17 protein-coding genes are annotated in these 22,336 nt (G+C 49.9%); 9 read left to right on the forward strand and 8 right to left on the reverse strand.

The features are described from left to right. The 3 genes from ACTS3T_RS05955 to gloA all read right to left on the reverse strand — a co-directional run bounded on the left by ACTS3T_RS05955 (nucleotide 1) and on the right by gloA (nucleotide 4,412). Nucleotides 1-1,032, reverse strand: a complete 1,032-nt coding sequence (locus ACTS3T_RS05955; protein ID WP_377962588.1) for a glycosyltransferase family 2 protein — start codon at nucleotides 1,030-1,032, stop codon at nucleotides 1-3. A gap of 85 nt (nucleotides 1,033-1,117) precedes the next feature. Beyond that, nucleotides 1,118-3,790 carry an ATP-dependent chaperone ClpB gene (gene clpB, locus ACTS3T_RS05960; protein WP_462934851.1) on the reverse strand — a complete coding sequence of 891 codons (2,673 nt, stop codon included), beginning with the start codon at nucleotides 3,788-3,790 and terminating at the stop codon, nucleotides 1,118-1,120. Between the two features lie 187 nt (nucleotides 3,791-3,977). Continuing rightward, entirely contained in the window at nucleotides 3,978-4,412 is a 435-nt protein-coding gene (gloA, locus tag ACTS3T_RS05965; RefSeq protein ID WP_377962594.1) for a lactoylglutathione lyase, read from the reverse strand. A gap of 355 nt (nucleotides 4,413-4,767) precedes the next feature. On the opposite strand from gloA, the gene eno reads away from it, so the two are divergent. The 7 genes from eno (at nucleotide 4,768) to ACTS3T_RS06000 (ending at nucleotide 14,632) form a co-directional block, all read left to right on the forward strand. Further along, entirely contained in the window at nucleotides 4,768-6,063 is a 1,296-nt protein-coding gene (gene eno / locus ACTS3T_RS05970) for a phosphopyruvate hydratase (RefSeq protein ID WP_377962597.1), read from the forward strand. 229 nt (nucleotides 6,064-6,292) lie between these two features. After that, entirely contained in the window at nucleotides 6,293-6,757 is a 465-nt protein-coding gene (locus tag ACTS3T_RS05975) for a hypothetical protein (RefSeq protein ID WP_377962599.1), read from the forward strand. A 6-nt stretch (nucleotides 6,758-6,763) separates the two neighbouring features. Continuing rightward, the gene (gene bioF, locus ACTS3T_RS05980; RefSeq protein WP_377962602.1) at nucleotides 6,764-7,948 is read left to right on the forward strand and encodes an 8-amino-7-oxononanoate synthase; all 1,185 of its coding nucleotides are present in this window, start codon (nucleotides 6,764-6,766) and stop codon (nucleotides 7,946-7,948) included. A 635-nt stretch (nucleotides 7,949-8,583) separates the two neighbouring features. Continuing rightward, nucleotides 8,584-12,090, forward strand: coding sequence for a lamin tail domain-containing protein (locus ACTS3T_RS05985; protein ID WP_377962605.1), 3,507 nt, complete (start codon nucleotides 8,584-8,586; stop codon nucleotides 12,088-12,090). Between the two features lie 103 nt (nucleotides 12,091-12,193). Then, nucleotides 12,194-12,730: a photosystem II reaction center PsbP gene (gene psbP / locus ACTS3T_RS05990; protein ID WP_377962608.1), complete on the forward strand. Its 537-nt coding sequence runs from the start codon at nucleotides 12,194-12,196 to the stop codon at nucleotides 12,728-12,730. 6 nt (nucleotides 12,731-12,736) lie between these two features. Continuing rightward, entirely contained in the window at nucleotides 12,737-13,324 is a 588-nt protein-coding gene (locus ACTS3T_RS05995) for a Maf family protein (RefSeq protein ID WP_377962611.1), read from the forward strand. Nucleotides 13,325-13,480: 156 nt separating this feature from the next. Then, entirely contained in the window at nucleotides 13,481-14,632 is a 1,152-nt protein-coding gene (locus tag ACTS3T_RS06000; protein ID WP_377962614.1) for a hypothetical protein, read from the forward strand. 9 nt (nucleotides 14,633-14,641) lie between these two features. On the opposite strand, the gene ACTS3T_RS06005 is transcribed toward ACTS3T_RS06000, so the two are convergent. After that, entirely contained in the window at nucleotides 14,642-14,902 is a 261-nt protein-coding gene (locus ACTS3T_RS06005) for a hypothetical protein (protein ID WP_377962617.1), read from the reverse strand. A gap of 551 nt (nucleotides 14,903-15,453) precedes the next feature. Between ACTS3T_RS06005 and ACTS3T_RS06010 the strand changes: the two genes are divergently transcribed. Beyond that, on the forward strand, nucleotides 15,454-16,404 hold the full coding sequence (locus ACTS3T_RS06010; protein WP_377962620.1) for an ion channel: 951 nt from the start codon (nucleotides 15,454-15,456) through the stop codon (nucleotides 16,402-16,404). A 16-nt stretch (nucleotides 16,405-16,420) separates the two neighbouring features. On the opposite strand, the gene lipA is transcribed toward ACTS3T_RS06010, so the two are convergent. Together lipA and ACTS3T_RS06020 are read right to left on the reverse strand one after the other, a co-directional pair. Beyond that, nucleotides 16,421-17,326 carry a lipoyl synthase gene (lipA, locus tag ACTS3T_RS06015; protein ID WP_377962622.1) on the reverse strand — a complete coding sequence of 302 codons (906 nt, stop codon included), beginning with the start codon at nucleotides 17,324-17,326 and terminating at the stop codon, nucleotides 16,421-16,423. 669 nt (nucleotides 17,327-17,995) lie between these two features. Continuing rightward, complete coding sequence (locus ACTS3T_RS06020; protein WP_377962628.1) at nucleotides 17,996-18,997, reverse strand: M20/M25/M40 family metallo-hydrolase; 1,002 nt, start codon at nucleotides 18,995-18,997, stop codon at nucleotides 17,996-17,998. A gap of 410 nt (nucleotides 18,998-19,407) precedes the next feature. Between ACTS3T_RS06020 and ACTS3T_RS06025 the strand changes: the two genes are divergently transcribed. Next, nucleotides 19,408-19,566 carry a hypothetical protein gene (locus ACTS3T_RS06025; RefSeq protein WP_377962631.1) on the forward strand — a complete coding sequence of 53 codons (159 nt, stop codon included), beginning with the start codon at nucleotides 19,408-19,410 and terminating at the stop codon, nucleotides 19,564-19,566. A gap of 93 nt (nucleotides 19,567-19,659) precedes the next feature. Here ACTS3T_RS06025 and ACTS3T_RS06030 read toward each other — a convergent pair whose 3' ends face one another. Continuing rightward, the gene (locus ACTS3T_RS06030; protein ID WP_377962634.1) at nucleotides 19,660-20,955 is read right to left on the reverse strand and encodes a YcbK family protein; all 1,296 of its coding nucleotides are present in this window, start codon (nucleotides 20,953-20,955) and stop codon (nucleotides 19,660-19,662) included. 135 nt (nucleotides 20,956-21,090) lie between these two features. Beyond that, nucleotides 21,091-22,326, reverse strand: a complete 1,236-nt coding sequence (locus tag ACTS3T_RS06035) for a vWA domain-containing protein (RefSeq protein ID WP_377962637.1) — start codon at nucleotides 22,324-22,326, stop codon at nucleotides 21,091-21,093. Nucleotides 22,327-22,336: the final 10 nt, after the last annotated feature.

Here is a 22,336-nt window from a genome sequence, read left to right on the forward strand (position 1 = left end):
TTATGGCTTTACCGGGCGCTGGGATAAGATTTTGCCAGCGATCGCCTCTGGTACGTTTTGCTGCTGTAAATATTCCGTCGCCCGCTGGTGCTGAATGTGCCCAGGTGTAAGTTCACTGAGCAGTAACTTAACTACTTTGCGCAAATAAAATACTAGGTACTTCCAGCGAGGAACCGAAGGGCGATCGCGATAGATGCTGTTAACCATGTGCTGCACATTTTGCGGCGATTTGAGATTGGTCAACTGCTGAAAAACCTGGCGTTTGGCGCTCCAATCAGGGCTGAGATACCATTGCAGCCACAGCGGCATATGCCGTTGCACATCCGCTACCTGAAAGTCTGTTGTTGCTTGCAAATTGCTAGAGAGCCGAATTTGATACCCTTTAGTTCGGGCGCGGCAAATATACTCATAATCTCCCCCATAGTGGCGAAACCGTTCAACATTGGGTAGACCTATCTCTTTGACCAGCAGCGCCGGAAAGACCGCAATGTTGCCGTTGAGCGTATGCACTTTGAGCGTTGGCTCAGTGGCAAATTGCGCCATGCTGTTGATGGGACGACTGTTGAGAACGCCGCCATACACAACCCAGTCTGGGTGGCTTTGCGCCCGAACAATGCCCCCTGTGATCACCTTTTGACCGCTATTGGCTTGGCAGACTTTTAGCAGTTGAAGCAAAAAATCATCAGCCAGAGTAATATCATCGTTGAGCCAAACAATATAATCACTAGCTAGCTGCTCGACAGCGTATTGCATACCCTGAGCGATCGCCCCTGTCCACCACAAATGCCCGTCTCCGGCTAAGAGATGTACCTGGGGAAACTCAGCTTTGATGAGATCAGGGGTGCCGTCTGTAGAAGCATCATCCACCACCACAATTTGCAGCGGCATCGCTTGCTGCTGGCTCTGTTCGCTTAACTGCCGCAAAATGGCTAAAGTGTGATGCCGCCGATTTCTAACGGGTAGCACAGTTGCCATTGTCGGCATAGAGGATTGAGTCGGCTCTGATGGCTGAGGTGAGTTCTCTAGCAGCATCACCCTTCTAAAAATAGCGTCATGCTTAGATTACCCGTCTTCACCCGACACTAATACGCTAACGCGTTTGGGAAAAAACTCAGGATTAAGAAGAAACAGGCTGGGGCGAAGAAGTTTCCACCTCTGTGGAAGCAGTCGTTTTTTGGGTGGTGAAAGTGAGTGAGCCGTGGCTTAAACTCACCTGAATAACAGAGCCTTCGGTAAACGTATTTTCGAGAATCTTGGTAGCAATGGGGTTTTCTAGCTCTCGCTGAATGGCTCGCTTTAGCGGACGGGCACCATAAACCGGGTCGTAACCCACTTCAGCAATATGGTTGAGAGCAGCACTAGACAGCTCTAACGTAATCTTTTGGTCGGCTAGGAGGCGGTGCAAGCGGCGAATTTGAATATTCACGATTTGCCGCAGTTCAGTCCGGCTCAGCGGATGGAAAAGAATCAGATCGTCAACGCGATTGAGAAATTCAGGGCGAAAATGCCCTTGCAAAGCGTTCATGACACGGCGCTGCATTTCGCTGTATTTAGAGTCGTCACCGGCTACATCCAAGATATGCTCGCTGCCAATGTTGCTGGTCATGACAATGACCGTATTGCGAAAGTCTACGGTGCGACCTTGGGAGTCGGTGATGCGGCCATCGTCTAGCACTTGCAGCAGAATGTTAAACACATCCGGGTGGGCTTTTTCGACTTCGTCTAGTAAGACCACTGAGTAAGGCTGGCGACGAACCGCTTCTGATAGCTGACCGCCCTCTTCGTAACCAACATAGCCGGGAGGTGCCCCCACCAAGCGCGAGACGGCATGTTTTTCCATGTACTCAGACATGTCAATGCGGATAATGGCGTCTTCAGCATCAAATAAAAATTCGGCCAAAGCCCTGGCTAACTCGGTTTTACCTACCCCGGTCGGCCCCATAAACATAAAAGAGCCAATTGGGCGACCTGGATCTTTCATTCCGGCACGGGCGCGACGAATAGCCGCTGCAACAGCCGCGATCGCTTCGTCTTGGCCGATCACCCGCTGGTGCAGATGTTTTTCGAGTTGCAGTAGCTTTTGCCGCTCAGATTCCATCAGGCGATTGACGGGAATTCCGGTCCACTTGGCAACGATTTCAGCAATGTCGGCTTCAATTACCTGCTCTCGCAGCAGGGTTTCTCCCCGAGCCTGAATTTCTACTAGCTTGGCTTCTTTAACTTCGCGATCGCGCTGTACGCCTTCTAGCTCACCGTATTTGAGCTGAGCAGCTTTGTTGAGGTCGTAGGCACGCTCGGCTTGCTCAATTTGTACCCGTAGCTGATCTTCTCGTTCTTTGAGCGTATTGATGGCTTCTAGGGTTTGCTTTTCGGTTTGCCACTGAGAATTTAGCTCTTGCTGCTTTTCAGAAAGTTCTGAAATTTCTTGCTTAATGCGCTCTAGACGCTCTTGCGCCGGACGATAGGCAATCCCCGTCGCTTGGCCTTCGCCTTCAAGCGAGAGTTTTTCCATCTCTAGCTGCATCAAACGGCGATCGATGGTTTCTAGCTCAACGGGTTTGGAGGTGATTTCCATTTTGAGCTTGGCAGCAGCTTCATCAACGAGATCAATCGCCTTGTCTGGCAAGAAGCGATCGCTAATATAGCGATCGGAGAGAGTTGCCGCCGCCACCAGCGCTGAGTCTGAAATTTGAACGCCGTGGTGGACTTCATAGCGCTCTTTTAGCCCGCGCAAAATTGAGATACAGTCTTCAACGCTGGGCTGGCCAATATAAACTTGCTGAAAGCGACGTTCTAAGGCCGCATCTTTTTCAATATTTTTGCGATATTCATCTACCGTTGTCGCCCCAATGCAGCGCAGTTCGCCGCGGGCTAGCATCGGTTTGAGCAAGTTGCCCGCATCCATAGTGCCTTGCCCCGCCCCAGTGCCAACTACGGTATGCAGCTCATCAATAAATAGAACAATTTGGCCACCAGAAGCTGTGACTTCTCGCAAAACTGAGCGCAGCCGATCTTCAAACTCACCCCGATACTTGGCACCAGCAATTAGGCCACCAATATCGAGAGAAATCAACTGTCGGTTTTTGAGCGACTCTGGTACGTCGCCATTGATAATGCGCTGAGCCAGTCCTTCGGCGATCGCGGTTTTGCCCACACCGGGTTCTCCAATTAGTACCGGATTGTTCTTTGTGCGGCGTGAAAGTACCTGAATCACCCGACGAATTTCTTCATCGCGGCCAATTACCGGATCGAGTTTGCCATCTCTGGCTTGTTCAGTTAGATCGCGACCATACTTTTCTAAGGCTTCATAGCGAGATTCTGGATTTTGTGTCGTTACTTTTTGACTGCCTCGCACGGTTTTAATGGCCGTCATCATCTCGGCTGACTCAACATTAAAACCTCGGAGCAGCCGCCGCCCGATGCGCTCATCGTCTACAAATCCTAAAAGCAAATGCTCAATCGAAATAAATTTATCTTTCAAGCTCTCTCTGGCAGCATCTGCCTTATCTAAAAGGCGATCGAGGCTTTGCCCAAGATATAAATTGCTATCACCCGTGGCCCTTACCCTAGCCTGCCGCTGAGCAAAAACGGTCAGTTCTCGCAGCATCACGTCTGGGTCAAGCTCAAGTCGCTTCAAAATCGAATGGGCTAGCCCTTCTTGTTCCAGCGAAGCCACAATCACATGTTCGGCTTCTAAATACTGCTGCTTGAATCGACGAGCGACATTTTGAGCTTCAACAATCGCTTCCCATGCTTTGTCAGTAAATTTGTCGGGATCAGTTGGCTGCATGGTCTAGGGTTTAGGTGTAACAGTCAAAAAGAGATTAAAGTTTTGTAAAAATTTGGGGGTCTTTAGTATAGCAATTCACCTCAGGCTCCCCCAAACAAAAATTGGCTATCCCAAGCGATTGATTGCAAGTCCATTGAGAAGTCAGTGACACCTCGATTGCCCAGACTTCTCAGATGTTCTCACAGAGCTAACCAACCACCTGTGAAGTCGCCGTTTGCCGATCACTCACTGTGTTTGGGCCGCTCTTTTGGATTAGCTCTACTTTATAGCCATTAGGATCTTCGACAAAGGCAATCACTGTCGAGCCATGCTTCATCGGGCCAGGTTCGCGAACAACTTTGCCGCCCTTGTTGCGAATGGTTTCGCAAGTGGTGTAAATATCTTCGACACCTATTGCAATGTGTCCATAGGCATCACCGAGTTCGTATTGGTCACGACCCCAGTTGTAGGTAAGTTCTAGCACCGTATGGTCAGCTTCTTCACCATAGCCGACAAAAGCTAATGTAAACTCACCCCCAGGGTAATCCTTCTGGCGCAGTAGTTTCATTCCTAGAACGTCACAGTAGAACCGCAAAGAAGCTTCTAGGTCTTTTACTCGCAACATGGTGTGCAGTAGTCGCATAGTTTATCCAGTAATTGACGATTCGCTACCTCTTCCTATTCTGAGACAAAAGTTAGAAGACAGACAGCTAACCCTGAGCAAACGCGCGGCGATTTGCCGTTCGGCTCGCTGGAGGCTGATAGACCCCTAGTCGAGATCCCAAAGTGTTTTTGAGATTTAGGCTGAATTTATCGCTTCACCTTATGCTTAACTATCGTATTGACTGAATAAGAAAGCCTTTGGGTAAACCTGTTGGAACAGAACTGCGGTTGCTCAGAACAGTGGCTCAAAGTCAGCTACTTAAAGTTCTTGTCCATTAGGTCATCATCCATCAGGCGATCGCCTAGCGTCATGCCGTCAATGAGGAACGAGAGAGATGATTGACACGATTGATACTGCCATTGAAGACATCCGGGCTCGTGAGATTCTAGATTCTCGGGGACGGCCTACGATTGAAGCTGAAGTTTATTTATCTGATGGGTCAGGGGGGTTAGCGCAAGTCCCTAGCGGCGCTTCGACGGGTAGCTTTGAAGCCCATGAACTACGCGATGGCGATAGCAGCCGCTATGGTGGCAAAGGAGTCTTGAAAGCGGTTGAAAATGTCGAAGAAGCGATCGCACCAGAACTGATTGGCCTCAATGCGCTAGAGCAAATGGTGATCGATCAGACCATGATTGATTTAGACGGCTCTGCCAACAAATCTAAGCTAGGCGCTAACGCTGTTCTGGCCGTTTCACTAGCCAACGCTAAAGCCGCAGCGGCAGCATTGGGCATTCCGCTCTACCGCTATCTGGGTGGCCCTTTAGCCAACGTGCTGCCCGTACCGTTGATGAACGTCATCAATGGGGGTGCCCACGCCAGCAACAACGTAGATATCCAAGAATTTATGATCGTGCCGATTGGAGCGTCTTCTTTTCGAGAAGCGCTGCGCTGGGGGGCTGAAGTCTTTGCCACCCTTAGCAAGGTATTGGCCGATCAAAATCTGCTGAGTGGCGTAGGGGATGAAGGGGGATATGCTCCCAATCTAAAGTCGAATCAAGCAGCTTTAGATCTTTTGGTAGCAGCTATCGAGCAGGCTGGTTACAAGCCGGGTGAAGAGGTTGCCCTAGCGCTAGATGTCGCTGCTAGCGAATTTTATCGGGATGGTCAGTACACTTACGACGGCGCAGCCCATTCGCCGGACGAGCTAATTCAGTATCTAGCAGGCTTGGTTGACGCTTATCCTATCATCTCGATTGAAGATGGCCTGCATGAAGATGACTGGCAAAGCTGGCAAAAGCTGACGGCTCAGCTAGGCGACAAAGTCCAACTGGTCGGCGACGACTTGTTTGTTACCAATCCCACCCGTCTGCAAAAGGGAATTGAACTAGGTGCGGGCAATTCTATTTTGATCAAGCTCAATCAGATTGGTTCTCTGACAGAAACCATGCAAACCATTGATTTAGCAACCCGGCGGGGCTATACCTCCGTCATCAGCCACCGCTCAGGAGAAACAGAAGATACCACCATTGCTGACCTGGCCGTCGCTAGCCGTGCCGGACAAATTAAAACGGGTTCTCTCTGCCGCAGTGAGCGAGTCGCAAAATACAATCGGTTGCTGCGGATTGAAGATGAACTGGGTGAACAAGCCGTCTATGCAGGCCAAGTGGGGTTAGGGCCTGGGCAAAGCTAAAGTCAGGATGTCACCATCTATAACAAGTACCCAGGCTTGGCCTGGGTATTTTTTTTGGGGACAGAGACAGCTAGAGCTACCAGGGTTGAGACGCTCAAAGACGGCTAAAGACCAAAGGTTGAGGGCAAAAGGCAAATCAGAGCCACCGTGCCCTCATGGTTACAGATGGGAAACTCTGTTGGGGCAAACGGCTTCTAATACAATAAGGTTAGCCAGAGAGGTAGCGCTGATGAAAGAGAAAAAAGGGAAGAGGCTCTCTTGTAAGACGCTGGCGATCGCTGCCTTAAGCTTGTTTGGTTTACCGTCAGCCCAGGCAAGTTCTCCTAGTCAAGCAATCAGCCCTCAGCTCTACGCAGATATCAACATTTTTTTACCCGGTAGGGTAGAACTTGAACCTGTTCGTGAGGTTGTTGTTGAATTTGTCGCTTTGGGTGATGACTGGGCTTCAATTTATCTCAACGGTCAGCGGGTGATCCGACAGGGCAACTTTAATCGGCGGGAGCAGATAGTTTTGGCAGAAGGAGCCTATTATTTGCAGATTGCCGGGATTACCCGGTTTGATTCTTGGGCTTCAGGCTATTTAGACGTAGGGCGATCGCGATCTAACGTGCTTGTGATTGTTTTTTCCAAAGAGGGCGGCATTCAGTCTATTAGCGATCCGCTGGCCTGGATTCCAGACTTTCCCAACCGTTAGTGTCAGATGGGAAATCCTTACGATTGGATAGCGCGATCGCTTGACACGTTGCATAAAGCTCACTGGCACCGAGCCGTACAAGCAATAGACAACACTGGCCCAGTGATTACACTGGCAGGTCAGCAACTGCTCAATTTTGCCAGCAATGACTATTTAGGGCTAGCAGGCGATCCGCGTTTGGCTGCTGCTGCGATCGCGGCGGTGAAAACCTATGGCACAAGCAGCACTGGTTCTCGCTTGTTGAGCGGCCACCGCCCGCTGCACCAAACTCTTGAACACGCGATCGCCCAACTCAAGCAGACCGAAGACGCTCTCGTCTTTAGCTCTGGCTACTTAGCCAATTTGGGCACAATTGCAGCCCTCGTAGGCAGCAAAGATCTCATTCTTAGCGATCAGTACAATCATTCCAGCTTACGTAACGGCGCAACCCTCAGTGGCGCAACCATTACAGAATATCGCCACTGCGATATGGCCGATTTGAAACAAAAGCTAGCAACCCAGCGCGATCGCTATCGTCGTTGTCTTTTGCTCACCGATAGCGTGTTTAGCATGGATGGTGACCTGTGTCCGCTACCGACGTTGCTGGCGCTAGCTGAACAGTATGAGTGCATGGTGTTAGTAGACGAAGCCCACGCCACTGGCGTGCTTGGAAAAACAGGCGCAGGTTGTGTAGAACATTGGCACTGCACGGGGCGATCGCTAGTACAAATAGGTACGCTCAGCAAAGCCTTGGGCAGTTTAGGGGGCTACGTAGCTGGCTCAGCAGCCTTAATTGATTATCTGCGTAATCGAGCAGCCACCTGGATTTACACCACTGGCCTATCTCCAGCCGATGCCGCCGCCGCCTTAACGGCGATCGCAATTGTTCAAGCAGAACCAGAGCGGCGTCAACGGTTGCAAAAAAATAGCGACTATCTACGTCAACAGCTCGCCGATGGGTTAGGCCATATCGCTGCTCAACACATAGGGGTTAAGCAGCTACCCTCTTGTTCACCGATTGTTTGTTTGCAGGTACAGGATGCAGCCACTGTTCTACACATTGGCAAGCAACTCAAACAAGCAGGCATTTTTGCCGCAGTCGTCCGTCCCCCTACAGTGCCAACTAGTCGGCTACGCTTCACCGTGATGGCCAATCACACATCAAAGCAAATTGAAACCCTGATTACAGCACTCACCCAGATAGAAGGGTAGAGCCAGCAAGAGGGCGTCGATAGCTCCTGATTCTCAACTCAGAAAACTTGAGGGTTGTTTTTAGCCAAGTTCAAACACAACTGAGCGATAAAGATTGACGATCTAGAAACGCACCCTAACCGACAAGTACACAGTGTTATTACTGAACTCTTTTGTGTAACGAATTGAGAGTTTGACAAAGTATTTGGGTAATTTGTAAGCAAATATCGTAATTTTAGTGTTTGCTCAGGAACAGATCCAGGCAAAGCCATAAATTCTAATAGAAATGGAGGATGTTGATCAGTTATTGACGAAGTTAATTATTTCTAATACGGCTGTAGTCGCCAGAATCGAGATACTTGAGTTGCTGCAAGCCTCTTATAAAAAACTTTCATTCTATCTTTTGCCTTCAGCCACAGCTTTTTCTTGTATAGTCATTCAGATTTATGTTGGTGTGACTCGTCGAAAACATTTTTTGAGCGCTTATTCAAAATTTAAGTGGATCAAAAAATATTAAAAGCACATGTTTTTATTACAAAACCTCTTAAACATCTACTCAATAGCAAAGAGCAAAGCTTTTAGATACTCAATAGTCAAAAATATTTTTAGATAGGGCATTGCGAGGTAACCGTATAGTGGCTGGTGGAAGTAACAAAATGCTGATCAAAACGTGGCGTCCGCTATCCAGCTTAGGAGTAGCTGCTTTGTCATGGGTCTGCTTTGCCTCCTCAGCTTTTGCGGAAGGAAGTTATCAAATTAACACTAACTCAAACGGAGGCTATCAGCATTTATATGAATACGAAACCAGGCTCAGCGCGGGGGTTACTAGATTTGCTCCTTATGATCGCCCTCTTTATGTAGATATAAAAACAAGCGGCGAAGTTATTAATGTTTTTATTTGCGCTAGAGACACGACGACGAGTACGGCTGTAGATCGAGTACGGGTACAAATCTATGCGCCTAATAATGGCCCTTTGGTCTACGACTCTAGTGCTGACGTCAGTATTCCAACTCCTTTTTTAGGCAACATTGTTAGCAGTGGCGATGCTGATGGCTGGACTGATAGCAACGGCGGCACGAGTGACTGCGCCACAAATAGCCTGTCTAGTGCCTTAACCAGACCGATTAAATACATAACAACTACCACGGGTGCTTATGAAGTACGTCTGCTAAACGAGACGGACAATAGTACCAACTTAACGGCTGTTAGTGCAGATACGGGTCTAATAACGCTATTTGATATTACTGTCACCCCTAATGTTTTGACCTCACCGAATCCTAGAGAAAATCAGGGTCGTTTGTGGTCTTACAACTGGGGATTTTACAGTGCTTCTTGGGACGATGCCAACGCGACTGACCAAGACTACTACGTGTTAGTTCCGGGTGGTTTTCCAGGAACTAGTTTTGTGTGGCAGCTAGATTTAAACAACTTAGCTGGTGGCATCTATGAACTCTTGGCTAACAATGCTGGTGTTGACTCGCCAACATTGCGCGGTTTGAGCGTTCCCTTTGCTGGAAACACCGTTTCTCCTGAATACAGGCAATACCTGAGTTATCCAACAGGAATAACGATTGTAGAGCCTACGCAAGTCCCCGTAATTACCAATTTTCGCTTCGAAGATGCGGCGGGTGAAGATAATACCATTTCACCTGGAACCACAGTTGGCGTGCAGGATAGTGGATTTTTTAGGTTCACAACCGACACCGATGGCACCTATGCCGTCATTATCGATGTGGATGATGATGGTCTTGCCAGCACGGGCTTTAATCCTGACGGTGTTTATGGCATTGGCGATATTTATCTTCGTGGTGATACCGTTGCCGGGGTGGAGACATCCATTGCGTGGGATGGCAAAACTAATTTAGGGGCTTCTTTACCTGAGGGTCGTTATCAGGCCAGACTACAGGCGATTACGGGTGAATATCACTTTGTTGCGGCTGATGCGGAAAGCAGCGGTGGTAACGAATTGGGATTAACTATTAATCGGGCGACACCGACAGGTAATTCTGCCGTAGAAGTTTATTGGGACGATATCACTGGTTTAGAGCTGGCAACGACTGCTTCGAGCCGACCTTCTAGCAGTTTGATCCCCAGTTATAACAGAGTTGGGGCAAGGCACACTTGGGGCGGTAACCCTGCTGATGGCGGGGGAAACGGAACAACTGGAGCACCGGATAACAGCTCTACCGGATACGGCGGTAATGGGGCTGGTTTTGGGGATGTCAGGTTTTTAGACACTTATGTTTATGGGAAAGTCAGCATTGCTGAAACGCCAGCAATTTTGATTACCAGTGGTAGTAATCCTGATGCGCCGCTGATTGATTTGGGCGATGCACCCGATACCTACAGCACTGACCAAACAGTCAATAACAGTAGTAGTGGTAACGACGGGGTGGGGGCTGGTCATAATTTTGATCCGATTGACCCCAGGCTTTATTTGGGTAGCAACCCGCCTGATGGGGAAAGCCTAAGAAACTCCCCTACCTTAGAAGGCACCGTAGATGATACGAGCGGCGATACGCCGGATGATGAGGATGGCGTTAGCAGCTTTGCACCTTTAACCACAGGTAGCACCAGTTATAGCGTTACGGTTAGTCTTGCTAATACCACGGGGGGCGACGCTTATCTGGCAGGCTGGATTGACTTTAACCAAAATGGTCAGTTCGACACTGCGGAAGGGGTACGTCAGCAGGTTGCTAATGGAGCTACGTCAGCGACGCTAACTTGGACAGGCTTAAGCGGACTCACAGCGGGCAATACTTATGCTCGTTTTCGTTTGACGACTGATACCAATATTGTCAGCGCAACAGCAGCGCTACCTACGGGTATAGCCACTGATGGTGAGGTAGAAGATTACCCAATTGCGATCGCTGCTAGCCCTAACTACCAAGTTTCTCCTTTAGCCGGACAAGTCATTATCAACGAGGTGCTGTACAACGAAACTGGGGCAAGTGCGGTTGAAAATGACGAATTTATTGAACTCTACAATGCTTCTGGTGCAGCCATTGACTTAAGCAACTGGCAGCTAGCAGACGGCAATCTTATCGCTAATGACACTGATGGAATTGGCTCAATTACAGGCAATAGTGCAAATCCGGCCTATATTTTTCCACCAGGGACAAGCTTGGCGGCGGGGGAATATGCCGTTATCTGGATTGGAGACAACACAGCAGACCACCAAGCGCCTGAAGCTGCCATTCAAGTTTGGCTTGGCAGCCCTTCCAAGCTCAACAATGCGGGGGATGATGTTTGGCTCTATGACGACCAGAGCCGCATCGTTGATTACATCGCCTATGGCAGCGGCAGCGCCGTCAATCAAGCCCCCCCGGCAGCGCTCAATCTATGGACAGAGACTTATCAAAGCGACTTGGTAGGGGCTGGCGATGGCCAGTCTATTAGCCTTACCCCCAATGGACAAGACGACAGCACAAGCGCCTGCTGGGAACTGACGACAAGTGGTGACGCCAACGGTCGCTGTGCCGGATTTTTACCCACCCGTGATACCAACCCTAGTAACCGTGTGATCAGTGCGGGGGTCAGCAATAATGGCTTACCCAACGTTACGTTAGTGAAACGAATTACGGCTATCAATGGCGGTGTTTCTACCCTCAATGGCGACCCGCTCAATGAATACGTCAATGACAATAATGATCCAAATGACGATGCCAGCAACACCTGGCCAACCCCGATTGAGAACTATTTGGTGGGTGCCATTGAGGGCGGTCGAGTAATACCAGGGGATGAAATAGAGTACACCATTTACTTTCTGTCGAATGGCGGTACAGATGCGCAGAATGTGTTGCTTTGCGACTACATTCCGACCCATACCACTTTTGTCCCTCATGCTTTTAACAGTAGCCCTGCGGCTGATCCAAGCGGTTTACCAACAGGCGATCGCGGTATTGTCTTAAGCCAGGGAACCAACACAGTGGCTCTGACGAACCTGTCCGATGGCGACAAGGGGTACTATTTCCCCCCAGGGATTGATCCAGCTACTACGTTTCCAGGTATTGACTGTGATGGCGACGGCAATGGCAATAATACCAACACAAACGGCGCAATTGTTGTCAGCCTTGGTACCTTGCCCTATGCCAGCTCAACAGCCCTGCCGCCCGCCTCAAATGCCTATGGTTTTATCCGCTTTCGAGGGCAGGTCAAATAAACCTTAGAGGCTTTCTCAAACAACATCGATACATTGCATTCGAGCCACGAAATGGGAGAATAGAAAACGGCGATCGCAACACAAGACAAAAGACATCATGACTATGCTGAAGCGAATAGCAGCTTTGCTACTGGTGGTAGTTGCCCTTAGCTTACAGGGCTGCATTACGGCAGGCAGCGGACTCAAGAGTTATGTCGATAGTTCGAAGGGTTATCAGTTTCTTTATCCCACAGGCTGGCTAGAAGTGGCGACCAATAGCGCTGACGTGGTCTTTCATGACATTGTCAACGACACTGAAAATGTCAGCGTGGTGATTAGCGATGTGCCAGCAGGGCAGACGCTGCAAGATTTAGGCGATCCAACCGAAGTAGGCTATAAGCTCTCTAAAAGCATCAACACCATCGCAGGGGACGATCGCGATATTCAGCTCATCAGCGCTCAGGAAATTCAATCGAACGACGAAACCTACTACATTTTGGAATATTTAGCCGATTTGCCTTCTGGTCTGCGCCACAACCTCGCCAGCGTCATTGTGCGCCGAAATCAGCTTTTTACCTTTAATGCCTCTACCGACGAAAGCCGCTGGGAGAAAATGAAAACGCTTCTGAAACAGTCAGTGGCTTCGTTTTCGGTCTATTAACCTGCTATGATGCCTCAATTTGTTTTGGCCTCGGCTTCGCCAGCTCGGCGGCAGCTACTGGTAGCAGCTGGCATTCAGCCTTTTGTCTGTCCCAGCCATTTTGATGAAGATCAAATTCAACTGGCTAACCCGGCTGAACTGGTACAAGCCTTAGCCTTGAGTAAGGCAGAAAGCGTAGCACCACAGTTTGCCGATGCGCTGGTTTTAGGCTGTGATTCTGTCTTGGCTTTTGGGGGGCAAGTCTACGGCAAGCCTGAAAGTGCAGCCGCCGCGATCGCCCGCTGGCAAAAGATGCGCGGGCAGGTGGGTGAACTTTACACCGGGCACGTTTTAATTGATACACGCCAGCGGCAGAAACAGGTTCGTTTTCAAGTGTCGCGAGTATTTTTTGCACAGGTTAGCGATCGCCAGATTGAAGCTTATGTCGCTTCTGGCGAACCGCTCAACTGTGCTGGAGCATTTACGATTGATGGCAAGGGGAGTCTTTTTATTGAAAAAATTGAAGGCTGCCACACCAACATTATTGGTCTGAGTATGCCGCTGCTGCGAGAAATGCTAGCAGACCTGGGCTATAGCGCCACAGACTTTTGGTAGCCGTTTGAGCGGTGGTTCAATCCTTCCGCTGCGGTGACTGCCTTTCTTCGGTTTGCCCAGCAACCTAGCTGTCAACTATCAGGCTCAGCCTGACAAAGGCTGCGGAAAATACGGCTCACACGCTGTAAAGAATAACAGCACTAGGTTTTTAGAGTTATGTCGCTATCTCATCGTGTTCCCCACCTGGCTTTGTTAGGTTTGCTGCTGAGCGGACTCAGCCCCCATCTAGCCCAAGCTCAAATTGAAGCAGAGTCATTAACAACCACCTCTGGCAATGTCAGCGCCGAGTTTGTAGCTGAAGCCAGCGACTTTTGTGTTGAAAATCCCCAGTTAACCATTACCCGCGCTGGTAAGACTTACAGCGATGGCTTTTTTCCACCTCAGCTTTTAGAAGATGGTTGGTTTTGTCGGGCTTTTGAACTGGCAGCTAGCGACCTAGATGGCGACGCAGAGCCAGAAGTTCGGCTCGAAATTTATTCGGGGGGCGCACATTGCTGTTCGTCAACGCTGATTTACGACTATGAAGCGACCAGCGATCGCTATCGCTTGGTTGAACATTTTTGGGGCAATGGTGGCTATCAGCTTCAAGATTTAGACGGTGACGGCATTCCCGAATTTCTGAGCCACGACGACAGCTTTGCTTATGCTTTTGCTTCCTATGCGGCTTCGCGCTACCCGGTGCAGTTTTGGCGCTATCGCGCTGGGGTGATGGAAGAGGTAACGCGCGATTTTCCCGATCGCGTTTATAACGATGCCTATGCCCATTGGCAAGAACTACAGCGGCTACGGCAGGGCGAAATTTTTGAGCAGCCTTACAGCAACGAAGATGACTATATTTACGCTGAATACGAAAAGGCAATCTTAGCGGCTTACCTGGCAGATAAATATTTGCTTGATCAAGCAGAAGACGGTTGGCAGCGAGTCAGACAAGCTTATCAAAGAAGCGATCGCGACGAGTTTTTTAGCGATCTGCGCGACTTTCTGCGGCGAACAGGGTACGCACGCGAGTCTTTTACCCAGCGACTGGAGTTTGCCCCAGAAGCCGACAGTACCTACATTAGCGGCGCTTTAGCGACGGGTAAAGAGCATGGCTATCTGGTTAACTTGCCTGCTCAGCGATCGCTGAGCATTGAAATTTTAGCTGGTGCAGTAGAAATCAACTGGGTTTCTCCTGGTGGCAACGTCATTGAGACAATGACGGGCGAGGCCGCTACCTGGACAGGAGAACTGCCCACCCCAGGCGACTACCTGCTGGAGGTGCGCCCGCTGCGCGAAACTCGCTATAGCATCCTGCTGAGTGTTGAGTAAGGGCGGAGCCTATCGCTTGCCTTCAAACTTCTGGTACCAGATAAAGTGGCCCAGCACGGTAATTAACAGGGTAAGGCCGCCGCCGACCCCCACTAGCAGCGGATTGTAGCTGCCACGGCTGAGGTTGGTCATCCACAGGTGGGTTTGCGCCGAACCCACTAGCTGATCGGCTATGACCGGAAACAGGTACATCAACGAAGCGCCAACAATCAGCCAGCCGACCATAGCCATCAGCAAAAAAATCGTTTTGGCGGTGGATTGAGTACCCATAGGCGATCGCACTTTAGAACATCTGCCGCTTGTGTCAGTCTGGAAAAAATTAACGAATTTACGTCATTTTAGCCTACAAGAAACCCAAGATTTTCTCCAGGTTGCGAGAAGAGGGTTATGGGCTAAGGACAGAAGGCAAGCTGTTCTGTCAGCGGCTTTCGGCCAATGAAGTGTCTAAACTTGGGTGGCTACAGCTATACCCTCCGCTTTAGCACTCCATAGCGGCTGCTCAGTCGTTAAAGCAGTTTGAAATATCAACAGGCCACCGCGCCATCGCTGGCCTAAACAGATCCTTTGGGTTTACTCCCTCGTAAAAGAAGGTGACAAAGTTCAGGCGGCGGCAGCGCTAGCGCTGAGCCATACGGGCGATCGCTCGTCACTGCCAGTCTATCAATGTTATCTTTTGTTAAAGATTCTCAACTGACAATGGCCGACTCAGGTTAAGCATTCAACGCTACCCCCCTTCTCAACTTCACCCCAAGGGCACCGTGATGACGCCGTGCCCTTTCCCTTTATGGAGTCAAGCTGAGAGTTCCCCGCAGGAGACAGATATGGTTTTCAAACAGCAGCCTCGCCGCCCTTCTTCACGGTTAGTCGTTCGGGACGGAGAAGTTCCCGATGTGGTTCGTTTAGGCGATCCCCATTCTCAATGGCGCGATCTGTACCATCTGCTGTTGACCATTCCCTGGACAGGTTTTATCGGCCTTTTGAGTCTAATTTATTTGTTGATTAATGCTTTATTTGCGATCGCGTATTTAGCAGGCGGAGATTGCATCGCCAATTCAGACGGGTCGTTTATGCAAGCCTTTTTCTTTAGCGTGCAGACAATGGCTTCTATTGGTTATGGCAGCATGCATCCTGTAACCACCTACGCCAATTTACTGGTGGTTGTCGAAGCCTTTGTGGGTCTGTTGTTTATTGCCATGGCAACAGGTCTAATTTTTACCCGCTTTGCTCTGCCCACAGCCCGCATTTTATTTAGCCACTATGCCGTTATTTCATTGCACAACGGTGTGCCCACTCTGATGTTTCGTACCGCCAATAAACGGCGCAACCGCATTCTCGAAGCTCAGCTTTGGGTCACGCTAGTACGCGACGAAATTACCCTAGAAGGCGAACATCTACGACGGTTTCACGACTTGCATTTGATCCGCTCCCACACCCCCCTGTTTGCCCTAACCTGGACAGCTATGCACCCGATTGACCCTAGCAGTCCACTCTATGGCGAAACACCTGAGTCACTAGCGGCGGCTAATGCGGAGATTGTCGTCGCGTTGACAGGGTTGGATGAAACCGTTTCTCAAACCATTCACGCTCGCCATTCTTTCGTGTCAGAAGAAATTTTGTGGGGCTATCGACTAGCAGATATTCTTCTATGGACAGACGACGGGCGGCGGGCGATTGACTACACCAGCTTCGATCGCGTTGTGCCTGTGTCTTCTCCGCCTGAACTAAGCCGATTAAGCAACAGCGATCGCGCTAGAGATAGTTCAGCGCTGTAGCTGCTTTAGGCTTAGCTCAACTGGACGGCGGCGATGACAGGGGTAAAGAGCGCGATCGCGGAAACTGCTGCATCAACTGTCTGACCTGCTCAGCCTGATAAGAGCTGCGAGTGAGGGGCGAAGCCACTACCTGCAAAAATCCCATTGCCTCGCCCTGTTGCTGCCACTGGGCAAACTGCTCTGGGGTGACAAATGTCTGCACGGGCAAATGCTTGGGGCTAGGTTGTAGATATTGACCAATCGTCAGAATATCGCAATCTACCCGGCGCAAATCAGCCATTACCTGTTGAACTTCGGCAGCCGTTTCACCTAAACCCACCATCAAGCCAGACTTGGTATAAATCCAAGGGGCGATCGCTCGGCTACGCTGCAACAGTTCTAAAGTTCGCGCATAATTGCCCTGAGGGCGCACCCGACGGTAAAGGCGGGCGATCGTTTCAGTATTGTGGTTTAGGACATCTGGCTGAGCGGCCAGAATAGTTTCTAGCGCAGCCCAATTGCCGCAGAGATCCGGAATGAGTACCTCAATCGTCGTTTGCGGCGAAGTCTGACGAATAGCTGCAATACAAGCCACAAACTGAGACGCGCCGCCATCGGTCAAATCATCCCGATTGACCGATGTAATCACCACATGATTTAACCCCAAGCGCTGTACTGCTTCCGCTAAACGTAGCGGTTCACTTGGATCAAGCGCTTTAGGCTTTTTCTCAAAGTCAATATCGCAGTAGGGGCAGGCGCGGGTACAGGCAGGCCCCATAATCAAAAAAGTAGCGGTTCCAGCGTTGAAGCATTCGCCAATGTTGGGACACGAGGCTTCTTCACAAACCGTGTTGAGACCCAAATCTTGCAAAACCGCCTTGACATTGCCAACGCGCTCCCACTGAGGAGCTTTGACCCTGAGCCAGTCTGGTTTAACTGCCACTGAAAATTTGCCCTAAAGCGTCCAAGCCCCATCTTAGCAACTCTTGGCTTACCCTCAACGCTAAGCAGATTAAGCCAGTCTTCTTTTTAGAGGCTTACCATTGCAGGCAAAGACTCAATCGAGACACTCTGAAAATTGAGCTTCATTGGTTTGCAGACTTTTCAGCTTTAGATTGTCTTGAGAGTATGAGCGTGAGCAAGATCAGCGAATGGTTAAAGAGCCGCTGCGACTGAGCAAGTTACGTAAGTTCTTAGATATTTACAAACTGTACCACTCGCTTTAGACATCCTCACCAGTTCCTCAGATTTGCCCCCTATTGTCTAGGGCAAGTGGACATGCAAATGGCGCTGGCAACGAAACGCGATTTTGCGAGAAGCGCCCATTTGGCTCTGTAGATTCAAAGTGAACACTCGAACACAAAAACTGTTTTAACAAATTGAGGCTGCTATGACGTCTTGCCCTTACTGCTCAAGCAATGTGCTCCGCCACATCCGGCACAATAAAGTTTACTGGTTTTGCCAACACTGCTGGCAAGAGGTGCCTGAACTGTCGCAAGCCATAGAAAACAAACGTTGGCAACCCTCGGCAGTTTTAACCACGCACTGCGCTCAATTGGCTTTACCCCAGCGAGTTTCGCTGGCGATATAGGCAGGCAATTTTTAGTTTTTGTTAGCCTTTTAGCAACAGTTCTACGGCATCAATGACGCGCTGAGTCACCCCGGTTAAAAACTGAAAGTCGAGGGTTTCAGCCGTGTCAGTAGGCTGATGATAATGAGGATTACGGAAATTAGCGGTATCGGTGACCAGCACGGCACCGATACCTTTTTGCCATAGTGGGGCGTGGTCACTCCGGAGCAGGTCTGCAGGCAAGCTGGGGCTAAGCGGTATCGGCAATGTAATGGCTGGGGGCAAATTAGCCCGCTCGGTCGCTTGAAAAGCACTCAAAAGCTCTGGATGACCTAAGTCACCAATCACGCCAATAAAGTTACCGCGATCGCTGGGTAAGGCAAAGGGCAGATCGCCGGGATAGCGCTGACAGCCTGCCGTATCACAGCTATAGCCCAGCATTTCCAAAATAATTGCGCCCATTGTCTTGTCCAGGTTGGCCGCATTTTCGGCGTAGGCTAAGCTGCCGAGCAGTCCGCTTTCTTCTTGGTCAAAAAAGACAAGCTGTAGCGATCGCGGATGTGACTGGCGACCAAATAAGCGGGCAATTTCTAACAAAGCAGCAACAGCGCTAGCGTTGTCGTCAGCGCCAGGAGAGTCTTTAACCGTATCAAAATGGGCACCCACTACTAGCCTCCCAGCTTCAGCATCGGTGCCCGGTTTATCAGCAATCAGGTTAGTCCCTTCTGCAAAAGACGCTAGCTGCACCTGCCAACCAAAAGACGTTAACTGTTCAATCAGATAGCCTCTGGCTCGGATACGATCGACTTCATCAAAGCGAGGATAAGCGATCGCTGCGACATGCGCCGCCAAACGATCGGCATCGGCGGTTAGCATTACCTGGGCAAAGCGCTCTGAAGCTTGAGCAACGGTGTGAATAGGTCGCGATCGCAACGCTGGTAGCGAAGCAGTAGAAAAAGGGGTGATGTCGAAAATTGAGATTAGACTCAAAGTTGCGATCGCCACCAAGCCTAGACCAATGATTTTTCTAATTTGATGAGACATCACATCAACTATTTGAAAGGTTGTCGCTAACGTCAGCAGGCCAAAAACAAAAAGTAGAATGAAAGGTTTTCTCTTAGCAGCTTTCAGCAATTTACGGGTTGCGACCCTAGTGGCACAGCGATAACGGTCAAGCAGCCATCACGCCAGCAACGGTAGGTCAAACCATACTGAATATGTCGTTATTTGTGAATTTGTATCAATCTTGTCATAGAGAAAATAAAAACACATTAAAGTTATCGTTTTTTAGCCATTTCGTGTTAAGAAAAGTGGTCTACAATTCATTTTTCTCACTTACTTACGATAGGATTTAAGCGTAAGCAGAAAGCCCTTTTCTGCACCTAGACCCCAAGGCTTTTTACAGGTTTGGATGTTCCTTTTGTCCGGTCATCTCTTTAATTCGAGGTGTTTGCATGAACATTTTTAGAATCATCAACGGTGTGTTTCAGTATTTGCTTGAAGCGATCGGGCGGATCTTCAGTCCCAGTGACGATGCTTACCCAAATACTGGGGTACAGCCGTTTACAGGAGAGCCGCTTTCAGAATGGCTAGATGCTGGCTTCGGTCAATAAGGTACCGTAGATTTTGTCAAGGGTTCTTTAATGATTTAGCTGAAAATGCAGTCTCACTATGGTTAACCTCCAGAGATTCTGGAGGTTTTTTAATTAAAACCCCCAAAAGCGACGGGGACCCGTATCTAAATGCAACAGATTGGGGATTGTACTGTAAATCCCAATGCCACCTGGCCACCAAGACATCACAACATTGGCTAAGCGCCGACCGCTATAGCCTTCGACTTGTAAATCTGCCGCTTTGCCGGTTAAATGGTAGCTCTGAGAAGCGCCGCCGACCGCCCGATTGACGGCAGGTGGACGGTACCAGGAATTTACTTGAAACGGCTGTCCAATTTGCTCTCTAGCCCGCTGTAATTGCCGCGCCAGACCAATAATATTGTTCACAATATTTTCAGTAGGCGGAATGCGAGTTCCGTCTTTAGTCGCCTCACCCCAGGTAAAGCTACCACCCGGAATAATCGGCTGATCGCTATAAAACGTGCTGATATTGCCCGGCAGCTTAAAGCTTCTACCTGTATAGATAGGGGTAGAAGGGGTCGTCGGCTGCGGCAGAGGATAAACAACTTTGCCGTTGCGCTCGACCTGAGCATGTCCTTCATACACATACCAGGTACTTAGCTGCTTGATGTAGTCTTGCTCGTAGCGCAGCGCAAACTTGATGTGATTGTTAAAGTCACCGTTGGCGTCGGCGTAGGCATAAGAATGCAGCTTTAAAACGGTGCCTGCCGGAATTGAGTACGTTTCTTCGCTAGACAATGCCGTAGACTGAAGCGGGCGACGCTTCAGCAGCGTATTTGCGGTAATACGCAGTACAGGTGCATTGGGGTCTTCGGGCGGATAAACAACCTGGCGATCAAATTCAACGTAAGCATGTTTTTCGTAGACAAACCAGGTGTTTAACCCTCGAATATAGTCTTGCTGATAGCGAAAGGTAAACTTAATGTGACTGCTAAAGTCACCCTGGGTATCGGCATAGGCATAAGCCAGCAGCGCATAGCTTTGATTAGGGGCAGCAGCGGCTTTTTCATCTTCAGGCAGCATGGCCGCATCTAGAGGCCGACGCTTGAGCAGGGTGCTACGGGTAATTCTAAGGATAGGAATAGCCGTTTGATCTTCATTGGGATAAACCACCTGTCCATCAAAATCGATTTGAATGTGCAGGCTATAGGCGTACCAGGTATTAAAACCTTGAATCGCTGTATTGGCTAGCGCGAATCGGACATGGCCGTTAAAATCACCCGTAGCGTCTGCATAAGCGTAAGACTGTATTTCAAAGGTTGATCCGGCTGCCACCGCGTACTGTTCCTGTTCGCTGAGCTGAGCAGTCTGCTCAGGTCGCAGCTTAAAAACCGTGTCCTCTATCACCCTAAGAAATTGCTCAGCCATAGCGCCCTGTCCGTACTACTTCTCGCTAGGTTAGCAAAGGATGAAGGCGTTGCGGGGTCAGAAAGAAAGGGAGAACAAATCTGCTGATCTCTCTGGCACAATTTGGGGCAATTTTTAACGGGCGAGGGATGGGGTTCACTCTAAGCGACGGCTACGGGTCAGGTTGAACCGTTGCGAAAAGGCTTTCTTCCGAGCACCCGCAGTATGACCTTGCTCAAACTCGGTTGCTAGGTCGTTGAGCGTTGTGGCTTCGCTGTCTAGGCGGGGCGAGGCGGGCATAGCGCTAAAGGCTTGACTGGCACTGCGTAGGGCGGCACCAGCGCCCGCTAAATCGCCGCTGTCGGCTTTGGCGATCGCTTCTTGTCTAGCTCGGGCTGCCATTAGTAAGGCTACCTGCTCCTGCACCACTGGATTAGCCGGAAAATCGCTCATTTGTTCCGCTCCAACAATAGGCAGTTGCAGCGCCGCCTGGAGGACTTGGCGTCCGCCCTGTTGCGGATCATCCCAGGCCAGACGAACCTGACAAAGGGAAGTTGCTTGCGCTAAGGCGGGTAACCGTAGCCGCGCGACTACCGTGATTGGGTTACCTACTACCAAATTCGGGAGTTTCAACCGTCCATACTCGGTTTTATCAAAGTCGTTGAGGATGTCCATAACGGTGGTACCGGCTTGGGGGGAAAGACCCAAACTGACCTTTTGGCCAACCGTTGCAACCAGTCCCTGTAGTTCAGTTTGAAAGATATGGGGCAGTTGATCTGGCGAGGCAATGTGATAGAAGTTGCCATCCCCACTGCGGGCCATAGCCTCTAGCAAATCTTCGCTATAGTCGTTGCCCACTCCCATGGCAGAGGTACCAATGCCGCGCTGCGACAGGCCATGAACATCTTGAGCGATCGCATCGGGATTGGTTTCGCCCACATTGGCTAAACCATCAGACAGCAAAAGAACTCGATTCAGGTGTTCGGGGTTGAGGTACTGGCTGACCTGCATTCCCCCTTCTACCCAACCCGCATGTAATGCGGTGGAGCTACCAGCCCGAATATCGCGGATAGTTTGCAAAATGCGGTGCTTGTCAGTAGCTAAGGTATTGGCAACAACCGTTTGCACCCGGGTATCAAACAAGACGACGCTGATGCGATCGCTGGGCAAAAGCTGCTCGATGGCATAGCAGGCTGCTTGTTTGGCATAGTCGAGCTTAGGCCCAGCCATTGAACCAGAGCGATCAATCACCAAGCTGAGGTTAAGCGGCGGGCGGGTCACGGTAGCCAGAACTGCTGGCGGCGAAATTTTGATCAACACATCTAGCGTTGTGGAGCGATGGGCAGCGATCGCCCCATGCATCGGAATTAGCTCAAGGGTGGGTAAAGTCATCGTGCAGACC

The sequence above is a fragment of the Almyronema sp. genome (genome assembly GCF_052168255.1).
Taxonomy (GTDB): domain Bacteria; phylum Cyanobacteriota; class Cyanobacteriia; order Phormidesmidales; family Phormidesmidaceae; genus Sphaerothrix; species Sphaerothrix epifaneia.

What these genes read in the sequence shown, in the direction of transcription:
- ACTS3T_RS05955 (WP_377962588.1), bottom strand. Translation starts at nt 1,032, where the DNA reads ATGCTGCTAGAGAACTCACCTCAGCCATCAGAGCCGACTCAATCCTCT.
- clpB (WP_462934851.1), bottom strand. Translation starts at nt 3,790, where the DNA reads ATGCAGCCAACTGATCCCGACAAATTTACTGACAAAGCATGGGAAGCG.
- gloA (WP_377962594.1), bottom strand. Translation starts at nt 4,412, where the DNA reads ATGCGACTACTGCACACCATGTTGCGAGTAAAAGACCTAGAAGCTTCT.
- eno (WP_377962597.1), top strand. Translation starts at nt 4,768, where the DNA reads ATGATTGACACGATTGATACTGCCATTGAAGACATCCGGGCTCGTGAG.
- ACTS3T_RS05975 (WP_377962599.1), top strand. Translation starts at nt 6,293, where the DNA reads ATGAAAGAGAAAAAAGGGAAGAGGCTCTCTTGTAAGACGCTGGCGATC.
- bioF (WP_377962602.1), top strand. Translation starts at nt 6,764, where the DNA reads ATGGGAAATCCTTACGATTGGATAGCGCGATCGCTTGACACGTTGCAT.
- ACTS3T_RS05985 (WP_377962605.1), top strand. Translation starts at nt 8,584, where the DNA reads ATGCTGATCAAAACGTGGCGTCCGCTATCCAGCTTAGGAGTAGCTGCT.
- psbP (WP_377962608.1), top strand. Translation starts at nt 12,194, where the DNA reads ATGCTGAAGCGAATAGCAGCTTTGCTACTGGTGGTAGTTGCCCTTAGC.
- ACTS3T_RS05995 (WP_377962611.1), top strand. Translation starts at nt 12,737, where the DNA reads ATGATGCCTCAATTTGTTTTGGCCTCGGCTTCGCCAGCTCGGCGGCAG.
- ACTS3T_RS06000 (WP_377962614.1), top strand. Translation starts at nt 13,481, where the DNA reads ATGTCGCTATCTCATCGTGTTCCCCACCTGGCTTTGTTAGGTTTGCTG.
- ACTS3T_RS06005 (WP_377962617.1), bottom strand. Translation starts at nt 14,902, where the DNA reads ATGGGTACTCAATCCACCGCCAAAACGATTTTTTTGCTGATGGCTATG.
- ACTS3T_RS06010 (WP_377962620.1), top strand. Translation starts at nt 15,454, where the DNA reads ATGGTTTTCAAACAGCAGCCTCGCCGCCCTTCTTCACGGTTAGTCGTT.
- ACTS3T_RS06020 (WP_377962628.1), bottom strand. Translation starts at nt 18,997, where the DNA reads ATGTCTCATCAAATTAGAAAAATCATTGGTCTAGGCTTGGTGGCGATC.
- ACTS3T_RS06025 (WP_377962631.1), top strand. Translation starts at nt 19,408, where the DNA reads ATGAACATTTTTAGAATCATCAACGGTGTGTTTCAGTATTTGCTTGAA.
- ACTS3T_RS06030 (WP_377962634.1), bottom strand. Translation starts at nt 20,955, where the DNA reads ATGGCTGAGCAATTTCTTAGGGTGATAGAGGACACGGTTTTTAAGCTG.
- ACTS3T_RS06035 (WP_377962637.1), bottom strand. Translation starts at nt 22,326, where the DNA reads ATGACTTTACCCACCCTTGAGCTAATTCCGATGCATGGGGCGATCGCT.